A 20,345-nucleotide genomic window follows, 5' to 3' on the forward strand; every position below is an offset into this window, starting at 1 on the left:
CTGTCGCCCGACACGTTCACAAACCAAGAATCCTACCATGTTGAAAAAATTGTTGAAATGGCTGGTCGTATTTTTGACGGCATTTGCCGCCGTGGTTGCCGCATTGTTGTTTGTTCCGAAAAACAACGGCAAACCATACCGTATTACCGTTGCTAAGAATCAAGGTATCTCTTCTGTCAGCCGCAAACTGGCTCAAGACGGCATTGTTTATAACCGTTATGTGTTGGTAGCCGCCGCATATGTGATGGGCGTGCACAACCAACTCAATGCCGGCTCTTACCGCCTGTCTGCCAAAGTATCGGCTTGGGACATTTTAAAACGCATTAAAAAAGGCCGCCCTGATTCGGTCAGCGTGCAAATTCTAGAGGGTGCGCGGTTTGCACAAATGCGCCGTATTATCGACAACACTGCCGATATTGCCCATGATACGCGCGGCTGGAGCGATGAAAAACTGATGGCCGAAGTGGCGCCCGACGCCTTGAGCAGCAATCCCGAAGGACAGTTTTTCCCGGATAGTTACGAAATTGATGCCGGCGGCAGTGATCTTCAAATTTACAAAATCGCCTACCGTAAAATGCGGGAAAACCTGCAAGAAGCATGGGACGACCGTCAAAGTGGCCTGCCTTATAAAAATCCGTACGAAATGCTGATTATGGCGAGTCTGATTGAAAAAGAAACCGCGCACGAAGACGACCGCGCCCATGTGGCCGCCGTATTCGTCAACCGCCTGAATATCGGCATGCGCCTGCAAACCGACCCGACTGTCATCTATGGCATGGGCGATGCGTATAAGGGCAGAATCCGCAAAGCCGACCTGCAACGCGATACGCCTTACAATACTTATACGCGCAGCGGTTTGACGCCGACGCCGATTGCGCTTCCCGGCAAGGCCGCGCTTGAGGCGGCGGGTCATCCGTCTAATGAAAAATATCTGTATTTCGTCTCAAAAATGGATGGTACGGGCCTGAGCGAGTTCAGCCACAATCTTTCTGAACACAACGCCGCCGTACGCAAATATATTTTGAAGAAATAAACCGAATAGGCCGTCTGAAACATTTATAATCCCAGTTTCAGACGGCCTTTAAATTGACGATATTCATATGAAACCCAGATTTATTACCCTTGACGGCATAGACGGCGCAGGCAAATCCACCAACCTCGCCGTAATGAAAGCATGGTTTGAAAAACACAAGCTGCCCGTATTGTTTACGCGCGAACCGGGAGGCACGCCTGCCGGAGAAGCATTGCGCGAAATCCTGCTCAACCCTGCCACCCAAGTCAGCCTGCGTACCGAAACCCTGTTGATGTTTGCCGCCAGACAGCAACACTTGGAAACCGTCATTCTGCCTGCACTGAAAAACGGCACGCATGTCGTTTCCGACCGCTTTACCGATGCAACGTTTGCCTATCAAGGCGGCGGGCGCGGCGTTCCCTTGCAAGATATTGCCACGCTCGAGCATTGGGTGCAGGGTGATTTCCGTCCCGATTTGACCTTACTGTTGGATGTGCCTTTGGAAGTATCGATGGCGCGCATCAACCAAACGCGCGAGAAAGACCGCTTTGAGCAAGAAGCAGCCGAGTTTTTCAATCGGGTGCGCGAAGTGTATCTGCAACGTGCTGCCAAACAGCCGGAACGATACGCCGTCATCGACAGCAGCCAAAGTCTGGACGCGGTAAAAAAACAGATTGAAACCGCGCTGGACAGTCATTTTGGATTGAATGTTTAAGTTTAAATAAAATGCCGTCTGAAAGAAGGGTGGTGTGGAAAAGAAATATTATTACAGAAGTTTTTAGACATAAAACCAAATAAAACGAAACATCAAAACAAATGTAATAAATATCGGTATGCGCCACCAAAAGAACATGATAAAATTACGGCCTCTTACAAAGCCGGTCTGTTAACAAACCGACTTTAGAAGTTTAAATGTCTGAAGCAGCCCGTTTCAGAATTGTTCGCTGTAAAATCTCTCTCTCGCAAACAGGATCGACAAATGGAAAATTCATTAAAAGAAGCCGCCCTGCAGTTCCACGAATTCCCCGTGCCGGGCAAAATCTCCGTTACCCCAACCAAATCTCTGGCAACTTCTAAAGACTTGGCGTTGGCGTACTCTCCGGGCGTAGCCGCTCCTTGTATGGAAATCCATGCCGATCCGCAAACTGCCTACAAATACACTGCCAAAGGCAATTTGGTTGCTGTGATTTCCAACGGTACAGCAGTGTTGGGTTTGGGCAACATCGGCGCATTGGCCGGCAAACCTGTTATGGAAGGCAAAGGCGTATTGTTCAAAAAATTCGCCGGCGTTGACGTGTTTGACATCGAAATCGATGAAAAAGACCCGCAAAAACTGGTGGACATCATCGCTTCTTTGGAACCGACTTTCGGCGGCATCAACCTTGAAGACATTAAAGCGCCCGAGTGCTTCTACATCGAACGCGAATTGCGCAAACGCTGCAAAATCCCCGTATTCCACGACGACCAACACGGTACCGCCATCATCACCGCCGCCGCTGTGTTGAACGCTTTGCGTTATACCGGCCGTAAAATCGAAGAAGCGACTTTGGTGTGCTCCGGCGCAGGTGCGGCCGCGATTGCCTGCTTGAACCAATTGCTGGATTTGGGTCTGAAACGCGAAAACGTAACCGTTTGCGACTCCAAAGGCGTGATTTACAAAACGCGCGAAGACAAAGACCGTATGGACGAGTCCAAACAGTTCTACGCCATTGAAGACAACGGCCAACGCGTATTGGCCGATGCCGTTAAAGGTAAAGACATCTTCTTGGGTCTGTCCGGCGCAAACCTGCTGACGCCTGAAATGCTGAACACCATGAACGAAAAACCAATCGTGTTCGCCATGGCAAACCCGAATCCGGAAATCCTGCCTCCATTGGCAAAAGAAACCCGTCCGGATGTGGTCATCGGTACCGGCCGTTCCGACTTCCCGAACCAAGTCAACAACGTATTGTGCTTCCCATTCATCTTCCGTGGCGCATTGGATGTCGGCGCGACCACCATCAACGAAGAAATGAAACGCGCCTGCGTGTATGCTTTGGCTGATTTGGCGATGGAAGAGGTAACTGAAGAAGTGGTTGCCGCTTACGGTAAGAAATTTGAATTCGGTGCGGAATACCTGATTCCTACCCCATTCGATTCCCGCCTGTTGCCTCGCGTTGCTACAGCTACTGCTAAAGCGGCAATGGAAAGCGGCGTGGCTACCCGTCCAATCGCCGATTTGGATGCGTATGCTGCTAAACTGGCCGGTTTGAAATTGTAATCCGGTAAGTAGTATTTGATTGAAAATGCCGTCTGAAAGTTGTATTTCAGACGGCATTTTTGTTTATTGGGTATTTTATAGAGGGTTTAATGAAACGGCTGGAATGATGAACATGGTAAGCTGCCGATTCAAAATGGGCGTGGAAATATAAATTGCTTTCTAAGATAGGTTGCTTATTTTTGAGCCGATTTGATTTTGCAGAATTGGTATGGGTTTTAAATACAACATTTTTGCCAGTCTTTAAAAAAACATCAGGCCGTCTGAAATTGGGTTTTCAGACGGCCTGAGTGAATGAAACGGTTTATTTTTGCCAATAGGTTTTGACGTTGACGAATTCGTACAGTCCGAATTCGGATAGCTCCCGTCCGTAGCCTGAAGCTTTGACGCCGCCAAAGGGAAGGCGCAAGTCGCTGCTGGTGTGGCGGTTGATAAAGACAGAGCCTGCTTGGATTTTTTCGGCGTATTTCCATGCATTTGCCGTGTCGGCTGTGTAGATACAGGCGCCGAGGCCGAAAGGTGTGTCATTGGCAAGTGCGACGGCGTGATCCGGATTGTCGGCGCGTAAGATCATGGCAACCGGGCCGAAGACTTCTTCATACCAAACGCGGCAGTTTGGATTGACTTGATCCAAGACGGTAGCCGGGTAAAACCAGCTTTGTCCATCAGGAATATAGCCGCCGATCAAGCATTGCGCGCTGTGTGCAACCGCATCTTGAACCTGCTCGTGCACGTTTTGGCGCAGGTCTTGGCGGTGAAGCGGGGCAAGGGTGGTGTTTGGGTCTTTAGGATTGCCGGTTTGCAGTTTGGTGCACTCGGCAAGGAAGAGCGGGATAAATTGTTCGGCAATATCTTGGGTAACAATGATGCGTTTGGCGGCGTTGCAGGATTGTCCGGCATCGCGGAAGCGCGAATAGCAGGCATCGATGGCTGCGCGTTGCAGATCAGCATCGGGCAGGATGATAAACGGATTGCTGCCACCCAGTTCAAGGACGGTTTTTTTCAGATGTTTGCCTGCATGGGCAGCCAGCAGTCGGCCGGTATGAGTCGAACCGGTAAATGCCATGGCATCGGTATCTTCAATGGCTTTAAGTGTGTCTTCATGACTTAACCATGCGCCGATAAGCGGCAAACCTTTGGGGACGAGGCTGAAGAGGGTTTCGCTGACGCGGGCGACACTGGGCGCAGGTTTGACCGCGCAGGCATTGCCGGCGCACAGGGCAGGGATGGCAAATCGTAAAATCTGCCAGACAGGATAGTTCCACGGCATGACTGCCAAAACAACGCCCAAAGGCTCGAAGCGGACTTGGCTGAGGCTGGCTTGGGTGGCGATGGTTTTATGGGAGAGCAGTTCGGGGGCAAGGCGGACGTAGTAGCGGATAAGCTCGATGGATTTGCTGATTTCGGCGCGGCATTCGTGCAGGCAGCGGCCGACTTCTTCGCAAACCATTTCGGCAAGGCGTTCTTGGTTTTGGGTGAGGCTGTCGGCAAATTGCTGTAAGAGGGTGGTGCGCTCGATAATGCTTGATTGTGCGAAGGTTTGCTGAAGGGTTTGGAGGCGGTTTAATTCGTCGGTAAATTCGGTGTAGCTTTGTGCCGGTCGGCGGCAAATGGTTTCACCGGTAAAGACATGGGTGCTGTGAAACATGGTTGGGCTCCTTTGTTTTTATGTTTTTATGAGGCCGTCTGAAAATGTTTCAGACGGCCTTTTATTATGATGATTGTACTTCAAGCGACCAGTTGGGGAAAAATAGATTTTAAACCGGCAACAATAATCTCTACGGAAATGGCGGCAAGCATCATGCCCATGATACGGTTGAGGATGGTCAGGCCGGTCGTGCCCAAGCGTTTGCTGATGCGTCCGGCAACGATCAGGATGAGATAGCAAATCAGGCTGACCAGAAAGCCGGAGATGATAATCAGGGCAATATCGCTGTAATTTTTGGCGGCAGAGGAGTAAATGATGACGGTAGAAATACCGCCGGGGCCGATGGTAATCGGAATGGCAATGGGGACGACGGCAATGGCTTTTTCATTGCGGCGGACTTGTTGCGCATGGTGATGCTCTTCTGAATTAGGGTCGATTTTGGGCTTGGCCGGATTGTCGTTGCCGTTCATCAAGGAGATGGCAATCAGTAAAACCAAAATGCCGCCGCCGACTTGGAAAGAGCCCACGCTGATGCCGAGTACTTTCAATAAGATACCGCCGCTCAGTGCAAAGACGACAATCACGATAAAAACGGCCAGTGCGGCAGTACGCGCAATTCTGCGTTTTTCTTTAGTGCTGTGGTCTTGCGTCAGGTCAAGATAAATCGAGAGCGCGCTGAAGGGGTTGATCAATACAAGAAGTGCAACGAGAAGTTTGCCGATTTCTACACCTAATTCCATATTATTCCTTGCTTTCAGTCAGATCATCGTTGTCTATATTACGGCGGCGGAGGTTTTTATGTTCGTTGGCGATACCCATCAACAGGGCCAGCACCACCATGATGGAAAGCGTAGCCGTACCGCCGTAGCTGACTAGGGGAAGGGGGACGCCGACAACGGGTAAAATACCGCTGACCATGCCCATGTTTACAAAGGCGTAGCAGAAAAAGGTCATGGTCAATGCGCCTGCCAAAGTACGGCTGTAAAGGGATTGCGCTTGTGCGGCAATCCACAATCCGCGTGCCAAAATGATAAGGTAAACCAGCAGCAAAAGGATATTGCCGATCAGGCCGAACTCTTCGCCGAATACCGCAAAAATAAAGTCAGTCGTTGATTCGGGAATATAGTCCAAATGGGTTTGCGTGCCGTTGAGCCAGCCCTTACCCCATACGCCGCCCGAGCCGATGGCAATCATGGATTGGATGATGTGGTAGCCTGCACCCAACGGGTCTTTGGTTGGGTCGAGCAAGGTGAGGACGCGGGTTTTTTGATAGTCGTGCATGCCGTAGTTCCACAAGAGCGGCAGGGCGGCTACAAAGGCAATAATAGCGGCAAAAATGGCTTTCCAGGGCAATCCGGCAAAGAAGATGACAAAAATGCCCGAAGCCATAATCAGCGCGGCTGTACCGAGGTCGGGCTGTTTCAAAATCAGGGCGACAGGAACAAGAATCAGCACGAGGGCGACAATATAATGTATCCATTTCAGACGGCCTTCATAGCGTTGGAAATACCACGCGACAGTCATGGGAATACCGATTTTCATGATTTCGGAAGGTTGGATACGGGTAAAGCCGAGGCTCAGCCAACGGGTCGAACCGTTGACGGTAACGCCGGCAACTTCGACGCCAATCAGCAGTAATACGCCGACGATATAAACAGGCAGGGCAACTTTGGCGGCCGTTTGCGGCTTGAATACGGCGATAATCCATAACAGGGCAAAGCCCAAAACGGTATGGATGGTTTTGTTTTCCAATTGGCCGAACTCTTGCCCGTCTGCAGAATAGAGCAAAAACAGGCTCATGATGTAGATGGCGAGCATGGCAAAAAACAGCCAAGGGTCAATCGGGGCTGCAATGGTGGATTTGAACGTTTTCCACGCTGATGTGTTATTCATGATGAACCTCCGGCTGTGAGGCAGGGCTTGTCGGCGTCAGTCCGTAGGCGGATTGGAAAATGCTGGTAATAGGCTGATGTTTATCAGTTTTTTCAGTTTTGGCCGAATCTGATTCAAGGCCGTCTGAAAACTGTTGCGGCTTGACGTGAAGCATATAAAAATCAGTCATTTCACGGGCCAATGGCGCGGCATACGCACCCCAGCCGCCATTTTCCAAAATAACGGCAATGGCGATTTCAGGTTTTTCCAATGGCGCAAACGAGATAAACCATGCGTGGTCGCGGTGTTGTTCGCGCAGGGCTGCTGCATTGTAGCGGCCGCCTTGTTTAATTTGTACGACTTGGGCCGTACCGGTTTTACCACCCATTGTGTAAACGAGTCCGCCACCGATACGGTGCGCCGTACCGCCCGGTTTCAATACCTTCTCCATTGCGCGTTTGACGTATTCGAAGTTGTCGGCTTTAAACGGAATTTGACGTTCGGGATTAGGATTGATGCGGGTAATTTTGCGCGCACTGAAATCCAATATTTCTTTGACTAAATGCGGCTGATGGACAACACCGTTGTTGGCCAGAGAGGCTGTCGCATGTGCCATTTGCAAAGGCGTGTAGGCGTTGTAGCCTTGGCCGATACTGACGGAAACCATCTCGCCGGCACGCCATTCTTTGGCAGTCGGGTCGGAAGATTTGGCAAAGCGTTTGGCTTTCCATTCGCGGCTGGGCAAAACGCCTACATATTCACTAGGCAGGTCAATACCGGTTTTTTGGCCGAAACCGAATTGCGCCAAATACGGAGAGGCTTTGTCGATACCCATTTCGTAACCCAAGCGGTAGAAGAAGGTATCTGAGGATACTTGAATGGCTTTGCTCAAGTTGGCCGAGCCGTGACCGCTGCGGACAGAGTCGCGGAAAATATGGCGGCTGCCGGGTATGCTCCATGCGCCGGGGGCTGGGACGATGGTGTTTTGAGTGATTTTACCGCTTTCCAACAAAGCCATGCCCATAAAGGGTTTGAATGTAGAGCCAGGCGGATAGAGGCCTTGGGTAACGCGGTTGATCAAAGGCTTTTTCCAATCGTCATTCAGCATTTTCCAAGTATCGCTGTCGATGCCGTCAATAAAGAGGTTGGGATCGAAAGATGGTTTGGAAACAAATGCCAAAACAGTACCGTCTTGCGGATTAATGGCCACCAATGCGCCACGGCGGTCGCCCAAGATGCGGTCGGCTTCCTGTTGCATACGGATATCCATGCCTAGGCGCAAGGTTTGCCCCATTTTGGACGGGACATTTTTTAATACGCGGACGATATTGCCGTAAGCGTCTTTTTCAACTTCCTGATAGCCTGGGATGCCATGAAGCTGGTGTTCGTAATATTTTTCCAAGCCGGATTTGCCGATATGCGTACTGCCGCGGTAGAGGGCGGTCAGACCTTCTTCTTCCAGCATTTCTTTGTCTTTATCGCTAATACGGCCGATGTAGCCCAAGAAATGGGAGGTCAGCTTGCCGTAAGGATATTCGCGGAATGTGCGTGAATTGACCTCTACGCCTTTGAATTCGCGCAGATGCACGGACAAGCGTGCAGCCTCTTCATCGGTCAGCCTGAGCTTGAGCGGGATATTTTCAAATTTTCGATAGCTTTCGCGGTATTTTTTGAAGCGTTTTAAATCTGTCGGCGTGATATCGACGTATTTTTTCAATGCTTCAATGACATCTTCCATCTTGCCTTCGATGCGACTGGGAATAACTTCAAGCGAAAAGACGGGATAGTTTTTGGCCAAAGGAACGCCGTTGATGTCGACGATTTCGCCGCGTACGGGCGGCGTTGGAATCAGGGTGATGCGGTTGCTCGATGCCTGACCGGAAAACTCATTGTGTTGAGTCACTTGTAAGTAAAAGAACCGCGCCAGCAAGATGGAAAAGAAGATGACAATCAGGATAAAAGCAACGAGCAGGCGCAATAGGGCGTCGGCTTGTGCTGCCTGAGCGGAAGATTTTTGGGTATGTTGACCACCGGAAAGACGGCGTGGAAGAATCGGTTTCATCTTTTCAGTGGGAGCGGTAAATACGGGTCACGATCAGCATCAGCTGGCTGAGTATAGGCCAAAGCAATGCGCCGACAAATGGGGCAACAAAGCCTTGCAAAGTGATGACCTGATGATTGAGGAACAGACGGGCAGCAGTTAAAACGGCCTGATTGAGTAACAATGCAGCCAAGACAGCGGCCAATTGCATAATGTGGCCGTACAGCATGATTTGGCGGCGTCGGTTTAAGATGAAATAAGTCATCACGACGTAAGACAGGGCGTGCAAGCCCAAAGTCGCGGCGGTTGCTGCATCGACAATCAGACCGATGGCAAAAGCCAGTCCCATGCCTGCGCGTTGCGGCTGGTGTAATGTCCAATACAGCAACATCAGTGCTGTCATTTCAGGCAGCCAGAAGAATCCGTCAAAGGAAAACGGCATAAAGTCCAGTATCATCATCACGATGAGACTGGTCGCCATGATGTGCAGCGGTACTGCACGGTAAGAATCGTCAAAATCGTTCATGAAATCAGCGTGGTGAAGAAGGGGCGGAAGAAAGTACCAAGACAAAACGACTGCTGCGTAAAGCGGCCAAAGGCGTCAGTTGCGTATCGTAATAAGGCGTTCCCGATGCACGGATAACCTTGCTGACGGTTGCAACGGGAATCCCCGCCGGATAAGTACCGTCCAAGCCGGAAGTCAGCAGAACATCACCGGGTTTCAAGTCCGAGCCGGTTGGGAAATAGCGTAAATCCAAACCGCTGCCATTGCCGTATGCCAAATTACGTTCACCGGTGCGGCTGACGGCGACGGGGATAATGCTTTGTCCGCTTGAGATCAGCTCAATTTCCGCGCTTTGTGTGTGAACTTGTGTCAACAGGCCGATCAAACCGCTTTGATCGATGACCGCATCGCCAACTTTCAAGCCGTCTTGACTGCCCTTGCCGATAATCAGTCTTTCGGAAAGCGGATCTTTACCATTGGAAATGACTTCCGCGCCGATAACATTGTGGATGCCTTTTTGTTGCAAACCGTACAGTTTTTTTAATTCGCGCAATTCATCGGTATTGACTTTATCCCGCTGCAAATCGATTTTCAGACGGCCATTTTCTTCCAGAAGCCGGCGGTTTTGTTCCAAAAGCTCGGATTTGGACTGGGAGAGGTCGGCAAAATATTGATAAAGTTGAACAGGTTGATTCGCCAGCCATTGAACAGGGTAGAGCATGGGCATCACTGCCGCACGTACAGGTTGCATCAATGAAAAGCGGTAATCTGCCACCATCAGGCCGGCAGCCAGAGTGATATAAACGACAAAACGAGGCAACAGCTTAGGGCCTTTTGCCTCGTCAAAGCGCAAAGAAGAGCGTTCCATAACCATCTACCTTATGGGTTTTCCGTAAACACGGTATCCCATTTGCCGATATAGTCCAAAGCCTTACCGGCACCATAGGCGACGCAGTTCAGAGGCTGGTCGGCGATGCCGACGGGCAGGCCGGTTGCATCGGCCAAGACGGTATCGATACCGTGCAGAAGCGCACCACCGCCGGTCAGCATAATGCCGCGGTCGGCGATGTCGCCGGCCAGTTCGGGCGGAGCTTGTTCCAAAGCCAGACGGACGGCGCGGATGATTTGATTTACCGTTTCACTCAATGCTTCACGGATTTCATTTGACGTAACCGCCAAGGATTTAGGGGTACCTTCAGCCAGGTCGCGGCCTTTAATGCGCATGGCTGTTTCGGTTTCAAAGCCCGAGGCCGAGCCGATTTGTTTCTTCAATTCCTCTGCCGTCGCTTCACCGATTAAGACACCGCGATGACGGCGCAGGTAATGGATAATACTTTTATCGAACTCGTCGCCGGCTGCGCGGACGGAAGCAGAATAGGCCATACCGCCCAGTGAAAGGATACCGATTTCGGTCGTACCGCCGCCAATATCGACAATCATCGAACCTGCCGCATCTTCAATCGGCAAGCCTGCGCCCAAAGCAGCTGCCATCGGTTCTTCAATCAAATGCACGCTTGCCGCGCCGGCGGCAAATGCAGAATCCAAAATCGCTTTACGTTCCACTTGGGTAGAGCCACCCGGAACACAGATAACCACACGGGGAGGAACTAAAGACCGTCCTTCGGTGGCTTTTTTAATCAACATACCCAGCATACGCTCGGTAATCACAAAATCGGCAATTACACCGTCTCTCATCGGGCGGACGATTTCGATATTGCGCGGCGCGCGGCCCTGCATTTTTTTGGCTTCTGTGCCCACTGCCATAATTTTACTTTTATTGCCTGCGCCGGATTGAATCGCAACCATGGACGGCTCATCCAAAACAATCCCTTTGCCGCGTACAAAAATCAGCGTGTTGGCCGTGCCCAAGTCGATGGCAATATCATTAGAGAGGAAACGAGATAAAAGGCGAAACATAGGATACCTGAAATTCCGGCCCAGCCCGGATGTGTTTAGCGTTATTTCAAATAAGAAAAACAGGTACACGGTTTAAGACGGATAAATGCACTCTGAAAAGGCCGTCTGAATCAAAACACCATGCCAACCTGTTTGGTTTTCGGTTATAATTCTTCGCTTCATAGAAGACGAAATGCAATGATACCCCAAACCCAAGGTGCATTGCTATCAGACAAGGATTTTTTATGGCTTTAAGCTTAAATGATGTGGAAAAAATCGCAAAACTCTCGCGCCTCACTTTAACGGACGAAGAAAAAAACAAAACGCTTGCCGAGTTGAACGACATTTTCGCCATGGTTGAAAACATGCAAAGCGTCAATACCGACGGCATCGAACCCATGGCGCATCCGCACGAAGCCGCTTTGCGCCTGCGCGAAGATAAAGTGACTGAAACCGACCATGCCGCCGAATATCAGGCGGTTGCCCCCGAAGTGCGCAATCGTCTGTATATCGTTCCTCAAGTGATTGAAGAATAAGGTTTCAAACGGCCTTTTAAATAAAAATTAGCTAAATAATGTCTGCTATTTCTTAATTTTTTAGTAGTTTTTAGCTTTTAACTTTTTATTTAAAGGGTAAGTTCATTGTATGAGGCAATCTCTAGGTATCGCTATTTACTAGAGAAGGAATATATTGTGAAACTCATTACTTCCACAAAAGAATTAAGACAAACTTTTAGTAGTTTGGCTGAGAAGTATAAAAATATTGCTTTTGCTACGGCCTGGGCTTCCGCAGGGCATCCAGCTTTTAAAAAGTTAATAAAACACAAGAGTAAAATCCAACACTCTACTATAGGCTTACATTTTTACCAGACAGATCCCGAAGTTTTAGTAGAATTTCAGAAGCATAAAAATATTAAATTTATTTTGCAAACTGATGGTGTATTCCATCCCAAGGTATATCTATTCTGGAATACACCAACTGACTGGGAATTGCTTTCAGGTAGTGCAAATTTCACTAAAGGTGCATTTGATGGAAGTAATCAAGAGATGATGCTTTTAGCGCAAGGTCAGTCTAGCGAGTTCTTCAAAGATTTAATTCGATTTTTGGTAGATGATTGTTTTGCTAAAGCTAAAATGCTTAATGAACAGAAAATTAAAAGATATGGGGTGCTTTATCAAGAAAGACAAAAGCAAATTCGTACTCTATCTAATTGTTATGCGAAGGATAAAAAAGAGAGAAGGAATAAGACAGATATTCTATCTACTAGTTTGTTAACGTTATCATGGGAGGATTATTTTAAAAGGATTCATAAAGATGAATATCATTTGTTTACAGATAGACTGGATCTACTTAGTTATGCAAAAGAATTTTTTCAAGATAAAGCAGGCTTTCTGTCTAGAGATTTAGAGAGCCGTAAACTTATTTCAGGTTTACCTAATAATGCAAAAAACATGAAAAATCTAGGCTTTGGGTTGTTTGGAACTACTAGGAGTAATGGTAAGTTTTTCAATCTTATTAAAGACGGCAACTTAGAAATTGCATATGCCATTGATGAAATCCCTTTAGTGGGTGAGATTAGTAAAAGTGACTTTTTAAAATATATTAAATTCTTTCAAAAAGTTGGTTATGATAATCCACTAGGTGTTGCTACACGATTATTGACTATGAAAAGGCCTGATTTATTCTTTTGCTTTAATAATGCAAACAAAGAAGGCATATGTAAAGAATTAGGTTTATCTAAAAATATTGATGCAGAGCGCTATTGGGATGAGATTCTATTACCTATTTACGATACTGCTTGGTTTAATAGCGATAAACCTGTTGAAGAAAATATACAGAAAGCATGGTTAAGTAGAGTGGCCTTAATTGATTGCATCTATTACAAGCCAAGAAATGATAAATAGCTTATCTATGTTATGCTTTAACTTTGCTAATTTAATTAAACATTTCTTAATTATTTACTGGATTATAAATTTATGGCTCATTACACCCTTAAACAAGCCAGCAGCCTGCTGCAATCCAAACAAATTTCCGCAGTCGAATTGGCGACTGAATATTTGGCCGCCATTGCTGCGAAAAACCCCGCCATCAACGGCTACGTTACCATCGATCAAGATAAGACCCTTGCTGAAGCCAAAGCAGCCGATGCGCGTATCGCGGCCGGTAATGCAACGGCTTTGACCGGTGTGCCGGTTGCTTACAAAGATATTTTCTGTCAAACAGGTTGGCGCAGTGCATGCAGTTCCAAAATGTTGGATAACTTTGTTTCCCCTTATACTGCCACTGTGGTGCAAAATCTGTTGGATGCCGGCATGGTTACTCTCGGCCGTACCAATATGGACGAATTTGCCATGGGTTCGACCAATGAGACTTCGTTCTACGGTGCAACCAAAAACCCATGGAATCTTGAACATGTTCCCGGCGGTTCGTCAGGCGGTTCGGCTGCCATAATTGCGGCGCGTTTGGCACCGGCTGCCTTGGGTTCGGATACCGGAGGCTCTATCCGTCAGCCTGCATCGCATTGCGGCATTACCGGTATCAAGCCGACTTACGGTACGGTTTCACGCTTCGGTATGGTTGCTTATGCTTCCAGCTTCGACCAAGCCGGCCCTATGGCGCAAACGGCCGAAGACTGCGCGATTTTGTTGAACGCCATGGCCAGCTTTGACGAGCGTGATTCCACCAGTTTGGAACGCGACAAAGAAGACTACACCCGTGATTTGGACAAGCCGCTCAAAGGGTTGAAAATCGGTTTGCCTAAAGAATATTTCGGCGAAGGCGCGGATGCCGATGTTCAGACGGCCTTGCAAAGCGTTATTGATTTGCTCAAAGCACAAGGCGCGGAGACTGTTGAAGTTTCCTTGCCGCAAACATCATTGTCGATTCCCGCTTATTACGTTCTCGCCTCCGCTGAAGCAAGTACCAACTTGTCCCGTTTTGACGGCGTACGTTATGGCCATCGTGCGGCACAATTCGGCGATTTGGAAGAAATGTACAGCAACACCCGTGCCGAAGGTTTCGGTAGCGAGGTCAAACGCCGTATCATGATCGGTACTTATGTATTGAGCCATGGTTACTACGATGCTTATTATCTGAAAGCGCAAAAACTGCGCCGTCTGGTTGCCAATGATTTTCAGACGGCCTTTGGTCAATGTGATTTCATTTTGGCACCGACTGCACCGACTGCTGCACCAAAACTCGGCAGTGACATCCACGACCCTGTCCAAATGTACTTGTCCGATATTTACACCATCGCCGTGAACCTTGCCGGTTTGCCTGCATTGACTCTGCCTGCCGGTTTCAGCGCAAACGGCCTGCCAATTGGTGTGCAATTTATCGGCAACTATTTCTCCGAAGCCAAAATTTTGGGTGCCGCACATCAAGTTCAACTGAACAGTGATTGGCACACCAAAGCGCCGGAATAATGTTTTAGGGCCTTGATGATTCAAGGCCGTCTGAAAATAAATCATATAAAAGCGCCTGAATGTATTGAGGTGCTGCATATTGTAGATATTTAAAAACATGACAGCCACCGACTTCATTCAAATCATTGGGACAGCCGCGTTTGCCATTTCCGGCTATTTGGTCGGCTACAACAAGCGGTTGGATGTACTCGGTGTCGTCATTACTGCGTTACTGACGGCTGTCGGCGGCGGCATGATACGCGATGGTTTGGTCGGTCGGATTCCGCAAGTATTTTTGCAAACCGATGCGCTGATTGTTGTGTTTGCCACGCTTGCCATCGCATGGTTGATAAGGGTGCAACGTTATCGCAGCACCTATTTGGCCGCTGCCTTTATTATTGCCGATGCCATTGGTTTGGCAGCGTTCAGCATTACCGGCGCACAAATCGGTATGGCCTTGCAGCTCAATCTATTCGGCGTTATTTCTTTGGCTTTTGTGACTGCCGTTGGCGGCGGTATTGCACGCGATATTTTGGTCAATGATGTGCCGATGATTTTGCGCACCGACCTTTACGGCAGCGTGGCCATTTTGATTGGCGGGCTGATTTATCTGTTCGGGCATTTGGGCTGGATTAATATTTTTACGTTAAACCTGCTCTTTGCCGGCGGATTGTTGTTTCGCCTGACTGCATACCGTTTCCATTGGCAACTGCCCGGTTTCCAACGCCGCAGGAAATAAACTTATCTTACAGACGGCCTGTGATGGTTTTTATTCAGGCCGTCTGAAAAACGAATCACTCATTTAACCGATTAACTTTTTTTCGACAGAAAGACCCTTATGACTTGGGAAACCGTAATCGGACTGGAAATCCACGTCCAACTCAACACCCAATCCAAAATCTTCAGCGGCGCATCCACTGCATTCGGTGCCGAGCCTAATGCCCACGCTAGCGTGGTTGAGTGTGCGTTGCCGGGCGTATTGCCGGTAATGAACCGCGAAGTCGTCGAAAAAGCCATCAAACTCGGTTTGGCTTTGGATGCGAAAATCAATCAGAAAAACGTGTTCGACCGTAAAAACTATTTTTATCCTGATTTACCGAAAGGCTATCAAATCAGTCAGTTGGATTTGCCGATTGTTGAGCATGGCAAATTGGAAATCGTAGTAGGTGACGAGGTTAAAACCATCAATGTTACCCGTGCGCACATGGAAGAAGATGCGGGTAAATCCGTACATGAAGGTTTGAACGGTGCAACCGGTATCGACTTGAACCGTGCCGGTACGCCTTTATTGGAAGTTGTCTCCGAGCCTGAAATGCGTTCCGCAGCCGAAGCCGTGGCATACGCTAAAGCATTGCATGGTTTGGTAACTTGGCTGGATATTTGCGACGGCAATATGGCGGAAGGCTCGTTCCGCGTCGATGCCAACGTTTCTGTACGTCTAAAAGGCCAGGCCGAATTCGGTACGCGCCGTGAAATCAAAAACCTCAATTCTTTCCGCTTCTTGGAGCAAGCCATCAATTATGAAGTGGAAGCGCAAATCGAAATTTTGGAAGACGGAGGTAAAGTACAGCAGGCAACCATGCTGTTTGACCCTGAAAAAGGCGAAACCCGTGTGATGCGTTTGAAAGAAGATGCGCACGATTACCGCTATTTCCCGGATCCGGATTTGCTGCCGGTCATTATTTCAGACGGTCAATTGCAAAAGGCCAAAGAGCAAATGCCTGAGTTGCCGCATGAAATGGCAGCGCGTTTTGTTGCCGATTACGGCGTGTCCGACTATGATGCGCGCCTGTTGACTGCGAGCCGTACTCAAGCTGCCTATTTTGAAGAAGCCGCCAAAGCCTGCGGCCAAGGTAAATTGACGGCGAACTGGATGAACGGCGAGCTTGCCGCCACCTTGAACAAAGAAGGTTTGGAATTGGCTGAAAGCCCGATTACAGCTTCACGCCTTGCCGAGTTGGTTGCTAAAGTTGCAGACGGAACATTGAGCAGCAAACTGGCGAAAAAAGCTTTTGAAGCGATGTGGGCTGAGCCTGAAGCAGGTATTGCCGAAATCATCGAAAAACATGGTTTGCAACAGATTACTGACACTGGCGCAATTGAAGCAATGGTAGATGAAGTGTTGGCAAACAATGCGAAAGCCATTGAGCAATTCCGTTCCGGCAATGAAAAAGCCTTAAATGCGATTGTCGGTCAAGTGATGAAAGCAAGTAAAGGCAAGGCCAATCCGGCTCAAGTTCAAGAGCTGATTAAAGCCAAATTAGCTTGATAGATAGGACAGGCCGTCTGAAAAATAGGTCTTATTTTTCAGACGGCCTTTATTTTTGATTCTAAAATTATTCTAAATACCATGACACATACCATTACCTTATCAGATCAAATCACATTTACGGCAAACGAGGATGAAACCGTTCTTGCCGCTGCGACCCGCCAGAATTTAAATCTGCCCCATTCTTGTAAAAGTGGCGCCTGCGGACAATGTAAGGCCGAGTTGATGAGTGGCGAATTTGAAATGGGCAAGCATATTGATAAAGCCATCAGTGAAGAAGAAAAAGCACAGGGCAAAGTGTTATTGTGCTGTACCACTGCGAAGAGCGACCTCAAAATCAATGTGCCGGGTTTTAATCAAAATGCTTTGCCGGTACGCACATTGCCGGCACGTATTGAAAACATTGAAATCAAACACGATGTTGCTTTGCTCAAACTGGCTTTGCCTAAAGCGCCGCCATTTGCATTTTATGCCGGGCAATATATTGATTTGCTGCTTCCCGGCAATATCAGCCGTAGCTATTCAATCGCTAATTCGCCTGACCAAGAAGGCGTTTTGGAACTGCATATCCGTAAACGTGAAAACGGCGTATGCTCAGAAATGATTTTTGGTGCCGAGCCTAAAATCAAAGAAAAAGGCATTGTCCGCGTTAAAGGCCCATTGGGTACGTTTACTTTGCAAAAGGACAGCGATAAGCCGATTGTTTTGTTGGCAACGGGTACAGGTTACGCACCTATCCGCAGTATTTTGCTTGATTTGATTCGTCAGAATAGCGAGCGTCTGGTTCATTTCTACTGGGGAGCACGTCAGCAGGAGGATTTGTACGCATTGGAAGAAGCAGAAGCATTAATAGGCCGTCTGAAAAATGCGGAATTCTCGCCTGTTCTTTCTAAGCCTGATTCCGATTGGAAAGGGGGGAGTGGATACGTGCAAAACGTTGCAGCACAAAATTATCCTGATTTGAGCCAATATGAAGTTTATGCTTGTGGGTCACCAGCCATGACGGAGAATGCGCAAAGTTTGCTGACTCAAAAATGCGCTTTACCGGAAGATGCCTTCTTCTGTGATGCTTTTTCACCGGCATAGTGATGTGTATACAGGATTTATATGTTTGAATGCAGGTGTTAAGAGTAGAATTTGATGGCAATCTGTTTGAAAAAGAGTGTGTTTTTGCACACTCTTTTTTCTATGTGGTAGTTATTGAACAGATGCTTATATAGCTATTTTGTTTTTAAAAATTGAATTAATTATTTATCATAAAGAAAAAGGCCGTCTGAATATTTCAGACGGCCTTTGTTTTGAAACAAGTATTAGCTACCGATCAATTTCAAACGTTGACCAGGGGTCACAGTACGGGTATTGCGGTTCCAACGGCGGATATCATTAACATCAACATTGAAACGGCTGGCGATGGTGTTCAGGGTATCGCCTTTACGTACAGTGTAGGAAACGTTTTGAACCGGGTTGCTGCGGACTTTTGCCGGAGCGGCTGTAACACGGAGGATTTGGCCTTTTTTGATATTGTTGCCTTTGATATTGTTGGCAATAATCAAATCGGCTACGCTCAGGTTATAGCGTTTTGAGATGTTAAACAACGTATCGCCATCTTCCACACGGTGTGTACCTGCTTCAAGTGCTACAGTTTGTGTGTTTTGCTGACCGCCTATACGGGCAAGGCGTGCATTGATACGGTGTTGTTGTTTAGCCATATTGGCTGCGATGCGTGCCGTGCGTGCGCTTTCGGCGGTAACAACAGTTTGAACTTGTTTATTTTCAGGAATCGCTTCAGCAACAGTCGCTGCAGGTTCTTCTTCAGGTCGGCTTTGTACCAATGCCATCAGGTCGTCATGCTCTTCTTGCGCCGGCGCAGCGGCAACAGTTTCAGCTTCAGCAGTAAGGGCGACATTGTTTGAGGAGGCTACAGTCGGTGCGGTCAAGTCTGCAGGGATGGCTGATTTGGGCGCTTCTGCAACATTTTTAGCAACGGTCTCGGTAGTCGCATGGGTCATGGCTACAACTGGGGCGGACACTTCCGCATTTGCAACTTGAGGTTGGGCTTTGGTTTCTGTTACCACTACGGAAGTAACGTTTTCAGCTTTGCTGCGTGCAATAAAGTCAACTGGTTTGCTGGACTGTGGAACAACAGGCGCAACAATATTGGTCACGGTATTTTGAGCGACTTTAACCGGTTCTACTGTGTTGGAAGCAATAATCGGAGACATAGCCGGCATATTGGATTGGTAAGTATCCGGCGTATTGTCTTTATCGATAAAATTAATGATGTCTTGACTTTGGCTTGCTGAATTTTTAGCCACCAAAATGCTGCGGCCTTTAGAAACGGCGTTACCGCTCAGGCCGTTGAGGCGTTTGAGTTCGGCAACGCTCATGCCGGTATCGTTAGCGATGGCATTCAGTTTTTTATTGCCCAAAGAAGTATAAATATCCCAAGACATCAGGGTATCCGGGTTGGCATTGCGATAGTTCTTTTCAAATGTGGAAACCGCAGCAACCGGCAACAACAGACGACGGTTGTTTTTAGGGATGAATACAGGCGCATTGAAACCCGGGTTGAGTGCCAACAATTCGCTTTCGCTGATGTTCGCAAAGCGGGCAATTGTGCTGTTATCAATAGGTTTGTCGATGCTGATAGATTTGAAATACGGCTGGTTGCTGATTTCGCTGATATTCATGCCGAAGGTCTGCGGATTGGCAACGATATTGCGGACGGCCAAAAGTTTGGGAACGTAATTGCGTGTTTCGTTCGGCATACGCAGGTTTTCGTATGTCGGCTCCAAACCTTGCGCGCGGGCGCGGTTGACGGCACGTCCGACATTACCTTCGCCCCAGTTGTAAGCGGCAAGCGCCAAAGACCAGTCGCCGAACATACCGTGCAGGTATTGCAGGTAGTTCAATGCGGCATCGGTAGCGGCGTAAATATCGTGGCGGCCGTCATACAAAGGTGTCTTTTCCAAGCCGAAATGGCGGCCGGTAGCCGGCATAAATTGCCACAGGCCGGATGCGCCGACGTGTGATTTGGCTTTGGTTACGAATGCGCTTTCAATGAAAGGCAGCAAAGCGATTTCGGCGGGCATATTGCGTTTTTTAACTTCATTGGCAATATGGTACATATAAGGTTTGCTGCGGGAAATGGTGCGGTCGAAATATGCGCTGTTTGCAGCAAATTTGTTTTCATGGCGGCGAACCAGTTCTGTGTTGACTTCGTTGATGCGGAAGTCTTTACGCAACGATGCCCATAAGCTGCCGGAGCCGAAGGTTTGTGCTTTGGCTTGGTCGAGCAGGGCGGAGTTGAGGCGCATCATGGCCATGCCGACTTGGTTGGGTGTAGCGTTTTGTGCGTAGGCTGTGGCGGAAACCGCCGACAGGCTTGAAACGGTCAGAGCGATGGTTTTTAGTTTTGCCATAGTAAATAAAGTTATCAAA

Annotated in this window: 17 protein-coding genes; 9 read left to right on the forward strand and 8 right to left on the reverse strand. The window is 48.3% G+C overall.

Features of this window, described 5'->3' with window-relative positions; all coding sequences use genetic code 11:
- Window positions 1-37: 37 nt before the first annotated feature.
- From mltG to RRV97_RS01565, 3 genes are all read left to right on the forward strand, one after another.
- On the forward strand, window positions 38-1,033 hold the full coding sequence (gene mltG, locus RRV97_RS01555; RefSeq protein ID WP_315611754.1) for an endolytic transglycosylase MltG: 996 nt from the start codon (window positions 38-40) through the stop codon (window positions 1,031-1,033).
- Window positions 1,034-1,100: 67 nt separating this feature from the next.
- Window positions 1,101-1,727, forward strand: coding sequence for a dTMP kinase (gene tmk / locus RRV97_RS01560; RefSeq protein ID WP_315611755.1), 627 nt, complete (start codon window positions 1,101-1,103; stop codon window positions 1,725-1,727).
- Window positions 1,728-1,991: 264 nt separating this feature from the next.
- A complete protein-coding gene (locus tag RRV97_RS01565) occupies window positions 1,992-3,272 on the forward strand; it encodes a malic enzyme-like NAD(P)-binding protein (RefSeq protein ID WP_004520118.1) in 1,281 nt (426 codons plus the stop codon).
- 301 nt (window positions 3,273-3,573) lie between these two features.
- On the opposite strand, the gene RRV97_RS01570 is transcribed toward RRV97_RS01565, so the two are convergent.
- From RRV97_RS01570 to RRV97_RS01600, 7 genes are all read right to left on the reverse strand, one after another.
- Window positions 3,574-4,917 carry an aldehyde dehydrogenase family protein gene (locus tag RRV97_RS01570; protein WP_315611756.1) on the reverse strand — a complete coding sequence of 448 codons (1,344 nt, stop codon included), beginning with the start codon at window positions 4,915-4,917 and terminating at the stop codon, window positions 3,574-3,576.
- An 80-nt stretch (window positions 4,918-4,997) separates the two neighbouring features.
- The gene (locus RRV97_RS01575) at window positions 4,998-5,657 is read right to left on the reverse strand and encodes a MarC family protein (protein ID WP_036490425.1); all 660 of its coding nucleotides are present in this window, start codon (window positions 5,655-5,657) and stop codon (window positions 4,998-5,000) included.
- Window position 5,658: 1 nt separating this feature from the next.
- Window positions 5,659-6,810 carry a rod shape-determining protein RodA gene (gene rodA, locus RRV97_RS01580; RefSeq protein ID WP_188213862.1) on the reverse strand — a complete coding sequence of 384 codons (1,152 nt, stop codon included), beginning with the start codon at window positions 6,808-6,810 and terminating at the stop codon, window positions 5,659-5,661.
- On the reverse strand, window positions 6,803-8,851 hold the full coding sequence (mrdA, locus tag RRV97_RS01585; RefSeq protein WP_315611757.1) for a penicillin-binding protein 2: 2,049 nt from the start codon (window positions 8,849-8,851) through the stop codon (window positions 6,803-6,805). Before mrdA ends, rodA begins: the two co-directional genes overlap by 8 nt.
- Before the next feature lie 4 nt (window positions 8,852-8,855).
- Window positions 8,856-9,356: a rod shape-determining protein MreD gene (mreD, locus tag RRV97_RS01590; protein ID WP_036490431.1), complete on the reverse strand. Its 501-nt coding sequence runs from the start codon at window positions 9,354-9,356 to the stop codon at window positions 8,856-8,858.
- A 4-nt stretch (window positions 9,357-9,360) separates the two neighbouring features.
- A complete protein-coding gene (mreC, locus tag RRV97_RS01595) occupies window positions 9,361-10,203 on the reverse strand; it encodes a rod shape-determining protein MreC (RefSeq protein ID WP_315611758.1) in 843 nt (280 codons plus the stop codon).
- Window positions 10,204-10,214: 11 nt separating this feature from the next.
- Entirely contained in the window at window positions 10,215-11,252 is a 1,038-nt protein-coding gene (locus RRV97_RS01600; protein WP_039862245.1) for a rod shape-determining protein, read from the reverse strand.
- A gap of 224 nt (window positions 11,253-11,476) precedes the next feature.
- On the opposite strand from RRV97_RS01600, the gene gatC reads away from it, so the two are divergent.
- The 6 genes from gatC to RRV97_RS01630 all read left to right on the forward strand — a co-directional run bounded on the left by gatC (window position 11,477) and on the right by RRV97_RS01630 (window position 17,990).
- The gene (gene gatC, locus RRV97_RS01605) at window positions 11,477-11,767 is read left to right on the forward strand and encodes an Asp-tRNA(Asn)/Glu-tRNA(Gln) amidotransferase subunit GatC (RefSeq protein ID WP_003685110.1); all 291 of its coding nucleotides are present in this window, start codon (window positions 11,477-11,479) and stop codon (window positions 11,765-11,767) included.
- Between the two features lie 156 nt (window positions 11,768-11,923).
- The gene (locus tag RRV97_RS01610) at window positions 11,924-13,135 is read left to right on the forward strand and encodes a phospholipase D family protein (RefSeq protein ID WP_315611759.1); all 1,212 of its coding nucleotides are present in this window, start codon (window positions 11,924-11,926) and stop codon (window positions 13,133-13,135) included.
- Window positions 13,136-13,207: 72 nt separating this feature from the next.
- The gene (gatA, locus tag RRV97_RS01615) at window positions 13,208-14,656 is read left to right on the forward strand and encodes an Asp-tRNA(Asn)/Glu-tRNA(Gln) amidotransferase subunit GatA (RefSeq protein ID WP_315611760.1); all 1,449 of its coding nucleotides are present in this window, start codon (window positions 13,208-13,210) and stop codon (window positions 14,654-14,656) included.
- 97 nt (window positions 14,657-14,753) lie between these two features.
- Window positions 14,754-15,374, forward strand: coding sequence for a trimeric intracellular cation channel family protein (locus RRV97_RS01620; RefSeq protein WP_049331484.1), 621 nt, complete (start codon window positions 14,754-14,756; stop codon window positions 15,372-15,374).
- Between the two features lie 99 nt (window positions 15,375-15,473).
- The gene (gatB, locus tag RRV97_RS01625) at window positions 15,474-16,904 is read left to right on the forward strand and encodes an Asp-tRNA(Asn)/Glu-tRNA(Gln) amidotransferase subunit GatB (RefSeq protein ID WP_315611761.1); all 1,431 of its coding nucleotides are present in this window, start codon (window positions 15,474-15,476) and stop codon (window positions 16,902-16,904) included.
- Window positions 16,905-16,985: 81 nt separating this feature from the next.
- Window positions 16,986-17,990, forward strand: coding sequence for an FAD-binding oxidoreductase (locus RRV97_RS01630; RefSeq protein ID WP_315611762.1), 1,005 nt, complete (start codon window positions 16,986-16,988; stop codon window positions 17,988-17,990).
- A gap of 224 nt (window positions 17,991-18,214) precedes the next feature.
- Here the strand turns inward: RRV97_RS01630 and RRV97_RS01635 are convergent, their stop codons facing one another.
- The gene (locus tag RRV97_RS01635; RefSeq protein WP_315611763.1) at window positions 18,215-20,326 is read right to left on the reverse strand and encodes a LysM peptidoglycan-binding domain-containing protein; all 2,112 of its coding nucleotides are present in this window, start codon (window positions 20,324-20,326) and stop codon (window positions 18,215-18,217) included.
- Window positions 20,327-20,345 lie beyond the last annotated feature (19 nt).

This window comes from Neisseria sp. DTU_2021_1001991_1_SI_NGA_ILE_055 (genome assembly GCF_032342915.1).
Lineage (GTDB): Bacteria > Pseudomonadota > Gammaproteobacteria > Burkholderiales > Neisseriaceae > Neisseria.

Coding starts and splice junctions, on each gene's coding strand:
- mreC (WP_315611758.1), bottom strand. CDS start 10,203: ATGGAACGCTCTTCTTTGCGCTTTGACGAGGCAAAAGGCCCTAAGCTG.
- RRV97_RS01600 (WP_039862245.1), bottom strand. CDS start 11,252: ATGTTTCGCCTTTTATCTCGTTTCCTCTCTAATGATATTGCCATCGAC.
- mreD (WP_036490431.1), bottom strand. CDS start 9,356: ATGAACGATTTTGACGATTCTTACCGTGCAGTACCGCTGCACATCATG.
- rodA (WP_188213862.1), bottom strand. CDS start 6,810: ATGAATAACACATCAGCGTGGAAAACGTTCAAATCCACCATTGCAGCC.
- RRV97_RS01570 (WP_315611756.1), bottom strand. CDS start 4,917: ATGTTTCACAGCACCCATGTCTTTACCGGTGAAACCATTTGCCGCCGA.
- RRV97_RS01565 (WP_004520118.1), top strand. CDS start 1,992: ATGGAAAATTCATTAAAAGAAGCCGCCCTGCAGTTCCACGAATTCCCC.
- mltG (WP_315611754.1), top strand. CDS start 38: ATGTTGAAAAAATTGTTGAAATGGCTGGTCGTATTTTTGACGGCATTT.
- gatC (WP_003685110.1), top strand. CDS start 11,477: ATGGCTTTAAGCTTAAATGATGTGGAAAAAATCGCAAAACTCTCGCGC.
- RRV97_RS01575 (WP_036490425.1), bottom strand. CDS start 5,657: ATGGAATTAGGTGTAGAAATCGGCAAACTTCTCGTTGCACTTCTTGTA.
- gatA (WP_315611760.1), top strand. CDS start 13,208: ATGGCTCATTACACCCTTAAACAAGCCAGCAGCCTGCTGCAATCCAAA.
- mrdA (WP_315611757.1), bottom strand. CDS start 8,851: ATGAAACCGATTCTTCCACGCCGTCTTTCCGGTGGTCAACATACCCAA.
- gatB (WP_315611761.1), top strand. CDS start 15,474: ATGACTTGGGAAACCGTAATCGGACTGGAAATCCACGTCCAACTCAAC.
- RRV97_RS01635 (WP_315611763.1), bottom strand. CDS start 20,326: ATGGCAAAACTAAAAACCATCGCTCTGACCGTTTCAAGCCTGTCGGCG.
- RRV97_RS01620 (WP_049331484.1), top strand. CDS start 14,754: ATGACAGCCACCGACTTCATTCAAATCATTGGGACAGCCGCGTTTGCC.
- RRV97_RS01630 (WP_315611762.1), top strand. CDS start 16,986: ATGACACATACCATTACCTTATCAGATCAAATCACATTTACGGCAAAC.
- tmk (WP_315611755.1), top strand. CDS start 1,101: ATGAAACCCAGATTTATTACCCTTGACGGCATAGACGGCGCAGGCAAA.